Origin of the sequence: Nostoc sp. (genome assembly GCF_036917555.1) — a bacterium.
GTDB lineage: Bacteria > Cyanobacteriota > Cyanobacteriia > Cyanobacteriales > Nostocaceae > Nostoc.
The window spans coordinates 84,467-97,748 of record NZ_JBALDD010000037.1 but is presented as its reverse complement, the minus strand read 5'-3'; the positions used below and the strand labels follow the sequence as shown (position 1 = coordinate 97,748).

Annotated in this window: 6 protein-coding genes and 1 pseudogene; 4 read left to right on the top strand and 3 right to left on the bottom strand. The window is 42.3% G+C overall.

Features of this window, described 5'->3' with window-relative positions; genetic code table 11:
• The first annotated feature begins 164 nt into the window (after positions 1 to 164).
• Positions 165 to 1,586: an NADP-dependent isocitrate dehydrogenase gene (locus tag V7K60_RS15810; RefSeq protein ID WP_334926806.1), complete on the top strand. Its 1,422-nt coding sequence runs from the start codon at positions 165 to 167 to the stop codon at positions 1,584 to 1,586.
• A 177-nt stretch (positions 1,587 to 1,763) separates the two neighbouring features.
• On the opposite strand, the gene V7K60_RS15805 is transcribed toward V7K60_RS15810, so the two are convergent.
• Together V7K60_RS15805 and mtnA are read right to left on the bottom strand one after the other, a co-directional pair.
• Positions 1,764 to 2,300 (bottom strand): hypothetical protein, encoded by a 537-nt coding sequence (locus V7K60_RS15805; RefSeq protein WP_334926805.1) that lies wholly within the window; start codon positions 2,298 to 2,300, stop codon positions 1,764 to 1,766.
• A 291-nt stretch (positions 2,301 to 2,591) separates the two neighbouring features.
• Positions 2,592 to 3,653 (bottom strand): S-methyl-5-thioribose-1-phosphate isomerase, encoded by a 1,062-nt coding sequence (gene mtnA / locus V7K60_RS15800; protein WP_334926804.1) that lies wholly within the window; start codon positions 3,651 to 3,653, stop codon positions 2,592 to 2,594.
• Between the two features lie 516 nt (positions 3,654 to 4,169).
• Here mtnA and V7K60_RS15795 point away from each other — a divergent pair.
• Positions 4,170 to 8,618, top strand: a complete 4,449-nt coding sequence (locus V7K60_RS15795) for a nitric oxide synthase oxygenase (protein ID WP_334926803.1) — start codon at positions 4,170 to 4,172, stop codon at positions 8,616 to 8,618.
• A 164-nt stretch (positions 8,619 to 8,782) separates the two neighbouring features.
• Here V7K60_RS15795 and V7K60_RS15790 read toward each other — a convergent pair.
• Positions 8,783 to 9,010: pseudogene (locus V7K60_RS15790) on the bottom strand (S-methyl-5-thioribose-1-phosphate isomerase); the annotation flags it as partial.
• A gap of 360 nt (positions 9,011 to 9,370) precedes the next feature.
• On the opposite strand from V7K60_RS15790, the gene V7K60_RS15785 reads away from it, so the two are divergent.
• On the top strand, positions 9,371 to 11,851 hold the full coding sequence (locus V7K60_RS15785) for a YncE family protein (protein ID WP_334926802.1): 2,481 nt from the start codon (positions 9,371 to 9,373) through the stop codon (positions 11,849 to 11,851).
• Positions 11,852 to 12,652: 801 nt separating this feature from the next.
• Positions 12,653 to 13,213 (top strand): hypothetical protein, encoded by a 561-nt coding sequence (locus V7K60_RS15780; RefSeq protein ID WP_334926801.1) that lies wholly within the window; start codon positions 12,653 to 12,655, stop codon positions 13,211 to 13,213.
• Positions 13,214 to 13,282 lie beyond the last annotated feature (69 nt).

The following is a 13,282-nucleotide window of genomic DNA, read 5'->3' as shown; positions in this document are numbered from 1 at the left end:
GATCGCTTCACTGAATCCCACACTTAATCCCCAAATAATGTACAAGGGGAATAGGGGGAAAATCTGTGCCTTATGGCTTGGTGAACAAAAGACACAGCAAAATATACAAGCCTGCCACATAAGGTTTTTTGAATAGCAGCGTATTGATTAGGAGTGTGTGAACGATGTACGAAAAGATTACCCCCCCCGGAACCGGAGCAAAAATCACCTTCAAAAATGGTGAACCAATCGTACCAGACAATCCAATTATCCCTTTTATTCGGGGCGATGGTACAGGTATAGACATCTGGCCTGCTACCCAAAAAGTTCTTGATGCTGCTGTAGCCAAAGCATACAAGGGTCAGCGTCAAATTAGCTGGTTCAAGGTTTACGCTGGCGATGAAGCTTGTGATTTATACGGTACTTATCAGTATTTACCTCAAGACACTCTCACGGCAATTGAAGAATATGGTGTAGCTATTAAAGGGCCTTTGACTACTCCCGTTGGCGGAGGAATTCGTTCTTTAAATGTAGCACTACGACAAATTTTTGACTTGTATGCGTGCGTGCGTCCTTGCCGTTACTATGCAGGTACGCCCTCACCCCACAAAAATCCCGAAAAGCTGGATGTAATTGTTTATCGGGAAAATACGGAAGATATTTATTTAGGCATAGAGTGGCGACAAGGTAGCGAAATCGGCGATCGCTTAATTAAAATTCTCAATGAAGAACTGATCCCCGCCACCCCAGAACATGGGAAAAAACGCATTCCTCTTGATTCTGGTATTGGCATCAAACCGATCAGCAAAACTGGTTCCCAGCGCCTAGTTAGACGTGCGATCAAACACGCTTTGCTATTGCCCAAATACAAGCAACAGGTGACTTTGGTGCATAAGGGCAACATTATGAAGTACACCGAAGGCGCTTTCCGCGACTGGGGTTATGAATTAGCAACCAGCGAATTTCGGCAAGAAACTGTTACTGAACGGGAATCTTGGATTTTAAGTAACAAGGAAAAAAATCCGAATATTTCCTTGGAAGAAAATGCCCGCCAGATTGATCCTGGGTTTGATGCTCTTACAGAAGAGAAAAAAGCACAAATTGTCAAGGAAGTTGAAACCGTTCTTAACTCAATTTGGGCAACCCACGGCGAGGGCAAATGGAAAGATAAAATTTTGGTGAATGATCGGATTGCTGACAGTATTTTTCAACAAATCCAAACTAGACCGGATGAGTATTCGATTTTGGCGACGATGAACTTGAACGGCGATTACTTGTCTGATGCCGCCGCCGCTATTGTTGGTGGTTTGGGAATGGGACCAGGGGCAAATATTGGTGATTCTAGTGCCATATTTGAAGCTACCCACGGCACTGCACCCAAACACGCTGGCTTAGATCGGATTAATCCTGGTTCAGTGATTTTGTCTGGTGTGATGATGCTGGAATTTCTGGGTTGGCAAGAAGCCGCAGACCTTGTTAAGAAAGGTTTAAGCGATGCGATCGCAAGTAGTCAAGTCACCTACGATTTAGCCCGGTTGTTAGAACCGCCAGTTGAACCTTTAAAATGTTCTGAATTTGCCGAGGCAATTATTCAGCATTTTGGTTAAATGCACTGGTATCAACTTAAGTTTTAGCGAATAGAATTGGCACGCTAGCTTCAAAGCCTCTTAACCTGACGTGAATCGACAGCTAATAAATGCGAAAGATTAACGTCTAAGGGATTAAGAGGCTTTGTAGGACATTCTAGAGCGTGTAGAGCGTTGGCAAGTGGTCAGTAAGTTAATTTAATCAGCGTTGACGCGCTGCCCTGTGAAAGTGGCTCTGAACGACTTCACCGACGAATCATTATTTCTATTTAGCGGGTTGGCGTTTAAAGGGAAGGAACGAAATATGAGTGTCCCTTGCACTACCTGAGTTGTGGAATCGAACGTTATATGATAATCATCTCGAACAACGCTAGCGGATAATGTCCCAGTTGGAAAACCGAAGTTGACTGCCGTAATGGTTATTTCCCTGTTCCCGGTACACTTCCAACGTCCCTGTAGATTACCAAAGGGTTGCCCCACCACGCCAGGCGTACCCGAAATACCGGCTTGGCTGGAGTCAGAGGCGAAAAAGTTGCCATCTTGGGTCAACGTTAGCAGTTCGCGGGCTGAGGATGCACCAGATAATGTTATGAGATATGTGCCAACTGCAAAGCGGTCACAATCCTTTTTGGGGTAGTAGGCATTCGCCTGGCGCAGATTCATAGCAGCAAATGGAATGGTGAATGCTGACAGGGCACAGATAGTTACTATCGCCAAAGATTTACTCGTTTTCATTACATAATTCCTATTAAAGAAGTCGAGATCAATACTGTTCAATTGAGCGGAATAATTTCAAATTCAAGTATTTTAGCTGGATTTGGCACTACTTTTTTACAAAGTCCGCTCAATGTTATATGCATCTTCATATAGGATTGATGTTAAGTAGTCGGACAGAATTAATCACACAATGTCATTGCGAGTGTAACGAAGTGAAATGTTCGCGCAGCGTCTCGTAGAGAAGCAATCACAGGGGTTTGGGATTGGTTAACAACTTCGCAATGACTATAAATATTTTTGTCCAGCTACTTAAGCTACTTGCTTTATCTGAAATTTCACCAATTTACTTGGTGCGATCGCTCCATTCTCTGTAATGATGGCTGTAATCAACTCAGCCGGAGTCACATCAAAAGCTGGGTTGTAAAAATCTACACCTTTAGGTGTGAGAATGGTATCACCAACTTGATAGATTTCTGTTGAATCGCGTTTTTCAATGGGAATTTTGCTGCCATCTGCTAATTCAAAATCAACAGTAGAAAGGGGTGCAGCCACAAAGAAGGGTATATCATGTGCTTTAGCTGCGATCGCAACACCATAAGTACCAATTTTATTGGCAGTGTCGCCATTGGCAGCAATGCGATCGGCACCCACAACTACAGCATGAATCAAACCCTGTTTCATGCAATGGGCTGCCATATTATCAGTAATTAATGTAACTGGAATACCTTCTTGCACACATTCCCAAGTGGTGAGTTTTGCACCTTGTAAGCGGGGACGGGTTTCGTCAGCAAATAAACGTTCTAAACGTCCTTCCCTCCACGCAGAACGCACCACACCTAAAGCTGTGCCATAACCAGCAGTAGCTAATGCCCCAGCGTTACAGTGAGTAAGCAACGTTAGTTTTTTTGGGGTATTGGGTAAGACTGCTAAACCATTGTCGCCGATCGCTTGACAGGTTTGTAAATCTTCAGTATTAATTGCTTGGGCTGTTTGGAAAAGGGTTTGCTTGATGTGTTCTACTGTTCCCAGCGTTTCGTAGGCAGCTTTGATCATCCGGCTAATTGCCCAAAATAAATTTACCGCTGTCGGACGGGTAGAACGCAACAACTGGGCAACTTTATCTAAGTGTTGCAAAAATTCGGTGCGATCGCTAGTCTTAATTTCCCTGGCGCCAAGATACATTCCATACGCCGCAGCCACACCAATTGCTGGCGCACCTCGCACAATCATAGTTTTAATTGCCCGCGCCATATCTTCACTGCGGTGAATTTCCACAAATGTATATTCGTTGGGTAAGCGAGTTTGGTCAATTAGTGACACCGAGTCGTTGTGCCAAATAACTGGATAAACCTGGTTTGGAGAATTTGTCATCAAAATTATTACTAATTTAAATTTAAAGTAAGTTTGCGTTAAAAAAATCAAGCTATGTGGCAAGATTTAAAATCAGCGAACAGCTTATAAATAAGTGTTCTTAGAGTTTTTACAAAACTAAACATACATGAGTTTTATCGTGCTGGCTCCTTGTATTTACCCCTAATAATATAGCATTTTTTACTCGCATTCAGGAGACAAAACCCTTATTTAGTAAGAGCTTTAGTCTGTAGTAGGATATTTTACCAAAAGAGTAAACCCTGCAATTCTTTGCCATTATTTATTTCAAAAAATTGCTCTGAATTATTGAAATTCTTAAAACAGCTAAGATAGTTAAATCAATGGGAAACATATATGAAATTTTAGTAAATTTTGGTTAATTTTACTGATAAATATCCTGTAAGCTTAGATTAAATATACGTTGGGCGAGTAATATAACTAACTTCATAATCCTTGTGTTAAAAAATGCAGGACACTCAAGCGAAACCATCTCCTTACTAGCTTTACAGTTCAAGTATGAATCACGATCAGCGAGTTATTCACTTAACAGAGTTATCTGTTAGTGATTTTCCAGTTTCCAAAGACTACAAGTATAAATGCCGTGTGCAGGTGATTTCTAATGAGGGGCAACCTTTATTGCACAAGGATCTTTTTGCCAGGATGCAGCCCAGCTGGTTAGTAGATTTGAAAAACCAGGGAGACTGCACGATCGCCATTACTTTATGCTATCGGCAAGGCGATATCAGCCATCTTTGGCAGGATGCCGGAACGGTAAGTTTTGCTACTCAGGATTGTCTGAATGGACAGAGCAGCGCCGAGATAGAATTGCCCATCTCAACCTGGAATGTGGCACCCCAGCTGAAGTTGAAAACTCGCCTGACACAAAGTGCAAGTGAAACTAGTAGTAGCACACTGACGCTATTTGGTAATCAAAACAGTAATCGTCGCTTTCATGGCCAACAAGCTCAAGTAACAGAGATAAAGGTTGAGATTCCAGAAGCCGTACCTTTGACACCGCCAGAAGAAGTAATTGTCAAGGACGTGTGGAATAAACTGCGATCGTGGAAAGAATTGCAAATGGAAAAATTCTTGAAGCGTTTATTGCTAGAGGAGCCGGAATTAGAGTATGTTTTTGGGGAAGCGCTCGACAGCATCAACGATTACTTCTATGAGTTGCTCGACTTTTGTATCCATCAACTTCAGCCATACACCCAGAATGTAATCGCAGAAGCTTTAACAGGTGTGCCACCAGAAAAAGGAGATGGCTTAGACACAGTTGAGGATTATGGGGCGCTGTTTGCCGATATCGGGATGCGTCCCCATCACTGGTTGAAAGCGCGGCAAGTGTGGATGTGGATGCTGCCATCAATTCCTTATTTAGAAGAGTATGATCGCCAGGATTTGGCAAAAGGAACCAACTCCGCTCTCTACCGCTTCTTCGACACCCACATAATTATACCGATGGTGTCAGCCATCCGTCGCTACGAGTCAGCTTTGCCACCAGAAATGCTGCAAGAGATGGTGAATTCTTGGGAGGTGTTCAGCCAGAATAAGCAGCAGATGGGCATGGAGTTTTATCAGATTTTGTTTGAAAAATATCCTTTTGTGCTACCGATTTTTGGACGGGCAGATATGGATTATCTGTCTCTCCACTTGTTCCAAGCATTAGAATTTCTGATTCGTTGCTTGAAAAGTGGCAGCAGCGATCAGTTGCTCCAAGAACTGCGTGTCTTGGGTCAGTTTCACGGTAGTATCGGGGTGCCATCATGTGCTTATCCTGCCATTGCAGACAGTATGTTTACGCTGTTTGAAAAGTATTTGCCAAATTTCACTATTGAGGTGCGGCACGCATGGCAGACGTTGTTCAATCGCGTCACCAATGTGATGAAACAGCCGATGGTGAATGAGGAGCGATTGCTCAAAAAAGCAAAGCAGTTCCTAGACACAATAGCCAGTGAACAAGTATGGGAACCGGAGGATAAGTCCCGGCGTTGGTTAGAAATTCAGCAAGAAGTAAAAGCAACAGGCATTTACACCCACAGCTATGAAGAACTCGCTTATGGGGCGCAGTTGGCTTGGCGCAATGCCTCTAAGTGTATCGCTCGGATTCAGTGGAATAATATGGTAGTGCGCGATCGCCGCCACATCACTGACCCCGATGAAATGTTTCGGGAGCTAGAAGAACACCTGCGGTTTGCTACCAACGGCGGCAATATCCAAATCACCATGACTGTTTTCCGTCCCAAGCAGCCTAAAGAACGTTGGGGGCCGCGCATTTGGAATCCGCAGCTAATTCGGTATGCGGCATACGAACAGGAAAATGGCAGTGTAATCGGTGATCGCGCTAATCTCGAACTGACCAAAGCGATTATCAAACTGGGCTGGCAACCGCCCAAACCTTGTACACCCTATGATATCTTGCCCCTGGTCATTGAAGCCGCCGGGATGGAGCCAAAGTTCTACGAGTTTAATCACGATGAAGTGTTGTCAGTCGAGATTGAGCATCCCACAATTCCAGAATTCAAATCGCTGGGTCTGCGTTGGTATGGCGTCCCTGCCATCAGCAATTTTCGCATGGATATTGGTGGCATTACCTACTGCTGCCTCCCCTTCAATGGCTGGTATATGGGTACGGAAATTGCTAGGGATTTCTTGGAAGACTGGCGTTACGACAAAATGGAGGAAATCGCCAAAGTACTCAACCTGGATATTAGTTCAGAACAAACCTTGTGGCGCGATCGCGTCGCTTTGGAACTGAATGTCGCCATCCTATACTCCTTCCAGAAAGCCAAGGTGACAATGGTCGATCACCAGTCTGCCTCTCGTCAGTACCTCGCTCATGACCTCCGCGAAAAGAGAGCAGGGCGGGAGTGTCCGGCTGATTGGAGTTGGGTTGTGCCGCCAGCCGGAGGTAGTGCTTGTCCAGTTTGGCATCATTCAACCCGCGATTTTTATTTAGAACCAGCCTATCACCATGCTGCTGATCGCTGGGCAGTTGAAGACGGCATCGACTTAGCAAAATTCGTGAGCGTTGCTAACGAAGACGACCACAAACAAGACCGGATCTTAATTCTCTATGCCTCAGAGACAGGTACGGCTGAAGGCTTGGCACGGAAAGCGGCTCGTCAACTGCAACGCTACCGTCCTAAAGTCATGGCACTCGATGAATACAGCGTCGATACGTTGAGATCGGAAAAGCTGTTGCTCGTTGTGACATCCACCTTTGGCAATGGCGAAATGCCTGGAAACGGTAAGCGGTTCCTCAAGTGGTTGAAGCAACAACCTGTAGGTTCCCTCAATACCTTAAACTATTCTATTCTGGGGATTGGCAGCACGGTTTACGAACATTTTTGTGCTGCTGGGATTGCTGTAGATAAGACCTTAGCTAAGGTAGGAGCAAACTGCATCGTCCCGCTCCACAAAGGAGATGAAATTAAAGGACAGGCGGATACTTTCAAAGAATGGCTGGGACTAATCTCGCGTGTATTGGGTGAAGATGTTACCTCTGGCGATGCGACAACAAAAGCCGCTTCTCAACTAAATATCACCTTCTTAAATCAAGCAGAAGCAGCAAATTTAATCCCAGTGGAAGTGAGTAGCGATGCCTACGGCGGTAAACTACGCGGCATTGCAGTTCCCATTGTTGCGAATCAGGAATTGCTTCAAGAAGTGATTTCTGGCAGTCGTTCTACTCGCTTGATCGCTTTTGATCTCTCCAAAAGTAACCTGCATTATGAAACCGGCGATCACGTTGCAGTCTATCCCTGGAATCCACCTGAACTTGTTAACCGTCTATGCGATCGCCTTTCGCTAAACCCAGACACCTACTTCACAGCTTGTTATCGTACACCAGATGGCACTGAAGTAGAAGATAAACCTCCTATTTCTGGGGTGATGACCGTCGGTCAAGTTTTCTTTGAAGAACTCGATCTGACTTTGCGAGAACCCTTCAATGAGCTTTTAGTCTACTTGCAATCTGTAGCAGAAAATCCCCAAGAGAAACATCGCTTAGAAACATGGCTGGAAATTCTTCAGCAGGGGAACGACTACCCTGACAAGATTATGCTCAACAAAACCATCACGGACAACTTGATGAGCGTTGCCGATCTGTTCGATGAGTTTCCCTCAGCACAAATCACATTAGCAGCCTTACTAGAGTTACTGCCTAAACAAAAGCCCCGCCTCTACTCCATTTCTTCCTCTTCCCTGCTCCATCCCCAGCAAATTCAAATCACTGTTGGGGTGCTGCAAGTTAGCACCGATACAGGCAAAATTCGTCAGGGACTCTGCTCCAACTACTTAGCTGGACTCGAACCTGGAGCAATGGTTCGCATCGATGTTCGCACTTCCACTTTCCGTCCTCCCACCGATCCCGATGCAATCATGCTGATGGTAGGCCCTGGAACTGGTGTTTCCCCCCTAATTGCTTTTCTCCAACACCGACAAGCTCTGTTGCAACAAGGACAACCATTAAGTGATGCCTGTCTGTATTTTGGCTGCCGCAACCACAATGATTTCCTCTATCAGCAGCAATTGCAAACGTGGCTGAATCAAGGTGTGCTTTCTGGGTTAGAGGTAGCATTTTCGCGCCAAGGTGAGCAAAAGATGTATGTCCAAACCCTGATGCAGCAAAAGCCCCAGGACATCTGGAAACTGCTCAGTCATCCTCAGTGTCACTATTACGTGTGTGGTGATGCCAAGATGGCGGATGATGTGTTTGAAGTGTTGCTAGCGATCGCCAAAACTGAAGGTAATTTATCAAATTTTGAAGCTGTTCAGTTCTTTGAGCAAATGAAGCAACAAAAGCGTTTCTCCAACGATGTTTGGGGCGTAACACTGAACTACAAACAAGCGATCAAACAGGTACAAAAAGATAACTACTCCAAAGCCGAACGCTGGCTGAATCGGGTACAACATCCAGATAGTCAGGTATCCTTGCCGGAAGTGCAACCATTAAGTGTCTAAATCTAGGTATTTATAGTCATAGCAGAAATGTTGACAGTCCCACAGTTATGAAACTGAGACAATGCCTTAGTTTCATAGCCGTGGGATTTTTGCTTTACAAGGATTCCAATGAATTTACTCTCAGCAACTATCGTCAGTTTTTCTCAAATCAGTGATTAGAAATAGCGATCGCTTGTTGCAATTTCTCTTGCACCAAGATACATTCCACATCCGGCAGCCACACCAATTGCAGGCGCACCTCACACAATCATGGTTTTAATCGCCTGCGCCATATCTTCACTGCGGTGAATTTCTACGAATGTATATTCATTGGGTAAGCGGGTTTGGTCAATTAGTGACACCGAGTCGTTGTGCCAAATAACGGGATAAACCTGGTTTATGGAAGGTGTCATAAACAATTCTAAATTCAAAATAAAAAAATCCAATCATAGCAACTATTCTAGATATCAACTATTGAACTGGTACAACAGATTTGCCTGAAATCTGATAGTCTTAATCCTTAGGTAATAAGACTAGTAATTACATTTGGATACAGCAAGCTCATTGCAGAATTTAACAAGGCAGTGAGTACTCCAAACTTTGGATATATGAAGGCACTTTAAAGAATTGCTAAATTAAGTACTTACAAAAATTCATCTATCCAAAGCAGTGTCTAACACTTGGATTTTGATTAATTTTCAAAATTGAAAATTATTAACCTCTCAAGTATGAAATTATTTAGTTTATTCCAAAAGAAAAAAAAGGAACCAAGTATGAGTAAACAAGCAAGTTCTATACCTGCTGTTGACTTAGTGATAGTCATCGATACTAGTCCTTCGATGAAAGATGAAGCCCAGAGTTTGAGTGATGCTGCTGCGAGTGCGATCGCTAAAGCTAAATCTAGTTGTCCATCAGATTTAAAAGTAGTTTGGTTAAGGATAGAAGGTATTTGGAAAGGGACAAACTTTGACCAAACTATCAGAAATTATCTAACTCAAAAGGCTAAGGTGTCTGAATCCAAACTCCGAGGTAGAAAAAGAGGAGAATTAAAGTCAGCAGGAGCGCAAGAAGATGCAGCGCGTGCCATTGAAGATATCTCAGAATACTTTAATTGGCGTGAAGGTGCAGCACGAGCTATCTTTTATCTCGGCGATGAAGCACTTGAAGGTGGTGGAGATAAAACAGAGCAAAAGGATATTGCAGCGGCTAATTTAGCTATCCAAAAAGCCCAAACAGCAGGAGTTACTGTTCACACCTATTTTGGAACTTCTAAGAGCAAGTATCAAGCAGGTATCAAAACTGAATACGCCAGAATTGCAACCTCAACAGGTGGACAATCTTTTACAGATAAAGATACTATCAGTGGTTTTAATGCAGTTTTAGAAAAATTTATTTGTGGTAGTCGTACAGCTAAAACAATTAAGCTCAAACTAGGAGCAGTTTATATCCAAGATTGTGTCTCCAATGAATTAAGCAAACTTTATACTTTAGATTTAGTCACAGGTAAAGCTACTTTTATTGGCGAGATAGTTACAGAGGTTTCTGACATTGCTTTTGTCGGTTCCCAACTATATGGACTAGATCGAGAGGGCGATAAGACCAGACTAGTTAAAATTGACCTCAATTCAGGTGATGCTACTGTAATTGGTGATATTGGCTTTGCTACATCTGGTTTAGCATATAATCGCCAGCGTCATACCCTCTACGCCACAACTACTAAACAACTGATTGCTATTAATGTGGAAACAGGAAAAGGTACACCAGTAGTAACGGTAGCTGATAAAAACTACAACTGTGGCGAAGTTGCCTTTGATGCTGATGGTAAAGCTTATATTACCTTGATTGGTTACGACAAAAAGAAATTATTAGCAAGCTCCAACCTCGATACAGGTGAAGTCAAAACTATCGGCGATATTGGCTTTGCTGATATTGCCAGTATGGAGTTTGTTGGTGATGTTCTTTATGGCGTGACTGGCAACTTCTTTAAGTTAGGTAAAGACGGACAATTAATCCGTATTGATACTACCACGGGTATTGGAACTTTAGTTACCATAACCGATCCTATAGGTCGTTGGGCAGGTATCACTATTTATGAACCAGCTACAGCAGTAACAACAGAAATCCCTCCAGAAGCAAACTCCAAAGAAAAATCGGAAGAGACAAAATCTGAAGAAATTCAAGTTATCAAGGAAGATAGTATGAATATTTTAACCATCGATACCAAAAATAATTGTTACGTTATTGACCGCGATCAAATGAACAACCTGCAACAAAATGTTGCAACTTCCTTTACTTTCGAGAAAGGTACTTTTGATATCAAAATTACTGATGGTCGCTACAGCTATGCCCAGAGCAAAACAGAAGGAGAACCATTTGTTTTACTATGGATATATGGGGCTGATGGTAGTACATTTATCAATAAAAGCACAGGTTTTGAAGTAGGTGCAACCTGGACAACCTTAAATAGATATAATGATACTCTGAAGTTAGAAGTCAAAAAGAAAGCAGTTCTCAACGCCTTGTTTTTTGATGTCAATAATGCTGATAACAGTGGAGCAATTAATCTTTCTATTACCAGTAACAAACCATTTTTCAGCACTCCGACTTTAACAGTAGACAGCAAACACAATTGTTATCTGCTGGATGAAACAAATCTGTCTAGTTTAAAACAATCAGGTTCCAACTTTGTTGAATTAACACCTGGAAATTATAAGATGAAAATTCGTGAAGGTAATGCCACATATTGGTCTGAGAGTAAGAAGTTTGATTTAGAACCTTGGGCTTTAATTTTGGTTCAAGGTGGAAAATTTATTACAAAACTGACTGGTATAGAAGTTGAAGAAAGTTGGTTTTCATTAAATGGTCTGAAAGACGAAGTAATTTTAGAAGTCAAAGAAAAAACTACCTTATTAGGTTTATTTATTGATACCTACAAAGATGATAACGAAGGTCAAATTATTCTGGCAATAGAGCCAGTAAATGCAACTGAACTGACTGAGAAGTATAAAAAACAGGAGAATAATAAGGCAACTGTTACAACAGGGTCTGTTACAAATAGTACAACCGAAACTGCTACAACGGGATCTGTTACAAATAGTACAACTGAAACTGCTACAAAGGGGTCTGTTACAAATAGTGCAACCGAGACTGTTACAAATATTCAAGGCTCAGGCAGATCTAGGAGTTGTGAAGCAGTAGGTGCGAACAGCTCGGTAGAGTTTACCTTCCGCTTTAACGAAGGAAGACGAGTTTAAGAAGAAGTGGGAGGAGCAGTTACAGCAGATTAATGCATCTATCAACGTCATAGATGCAGCTGATGTCACCCTGGAGGCTAAGTATTGGGATCAGTTGGAAAATTGGCTGCTGAAGAACTACGAGAAGCACTTTAAGAATTTATCAGTCGGGTTACAGAGCAAGTCGATGAAGTTATCAATATAATAGGTGGCAGAGAGGCATTCATCAGATTAATTACTCAGAACACCGTCAATAATTCTGAGATTAGTCAGTACGTCAGCCAGGAAATCGACAGCACCTTCGAGCAAAAGATACAAAATCACATCCAAGGGATTACTCAAAACATCATCAATGATAATGATGTATTAAACCAGTACGTTGACCGACGCTTACAGCAAACTGTAAACAACAACACTGAAGTTAACAACAGTATTGTCAACCTTGTAACCAATAGCACTGAAATTAACAGCAAGATTGAGAATGTCCGCAACGAGTGGAATGAGACATTTATCAGTTTGATTACACAGCAAGTTGATGAACTGATAAACATAATAGGTGGCAGATAAACATTTGTCAGATTAATTACTCAAAACATCGTTAATAACAATACTGATATTAATCAGTATGTTAGCAAGCAAATCGATGACACCTATGAGCAAAAGCTACAAAATTACGTCAAGTTAATTACTCAGAATATTGTCAATGAGAATAACGTATTAAACCAGTACGTTGCTCGGCGCTTACAGCACAATGTAACCAACAACATTGTCATTAACCAAATTTTTGATAACGCTCAATTAACCCAGAAGATTGAGAATATCTTGAACGATAATTCTCAAATACATCAGAAGATTGAGAGTGTTGTTATTAATAGTACTGAAATTAACAACAGGATTCTGAACTTCGTTGTCAACGGCACTGAAATTAACAACAAGATTAATAACGTCTACAGAGATATTGACACCAAGATTGAGAACGTCCGCAACGAGTGGAATCAGACATTCATAACTCTGGTTACACAGTATGTCGATGAAGTGATCAACATAATAGGCGATAGAGAGTCATTCAACATCCAGGTAGCGAATGTGATCAACATCAAAGTGGACGAGCTTCTCAATCAAATTTTGAGAATCAGAAACGAACTGACGGTGATCATTAACAACGCAGACAGACATCTTTATGAGTGGACTCTGGGAGAACTTATGGCAATCAAAGGCTGCTTAACCGATCGCCAGGCTCTTGTTGAGCAGCTAGTTACTTTCAGCGCTGAACTCAGAACCAAGCTGGATAATACTACCTGTGTAGATATCAACACATTCAAGCCATTCAAACCTATCTCAATTAATCCTGCACAACCACGGCAGTTACCAGCAAACAAATAACTAGACTTGAGCCGCTAAAAGCTAAGTTGACTGAAATTCGATGAGGTAGAGGTTGCGTTATTGCATTGC

Bases quoted from the DNA above. Each gene is read 5' to 3' on its own strand.
- mtnA (WP_334926804.1), bottom strand. From the start codon at position 3,653: ATGACAAATTCTCCAAACCAGGTTTATCCAGTTATTTGGCACAACGAC.
- V7K60_RS15810 (WP_334926806.1), top strand. From the start codon at position 165: ATGTACGAAAAGATTACCCCCCCCGGAACCGGAGCAAAAATCACCTTC.
- V7K60_RS15805 (WP_334926805.1), bottom strand. From the start codon at position 2,300: ATGAAAACGAGTAAATCTTTGGCGATAGTAACTATCTGTGCCCTGTCA.
- V7K60_RS15795 (WP_334926803.1), top strand. From the start codon at position 4,170: ATGAATCACGATCAGCGAGTTATTCACTTAACAGAGTTATCTGTTAGT.
- V7K60_RS15785 (WP_334926802.1), top strand. From the start codon at position 9,371: ATGAGTAAACAAGCAAGTTCTATACCTGCTGTTGACTTAGTGATAGTC.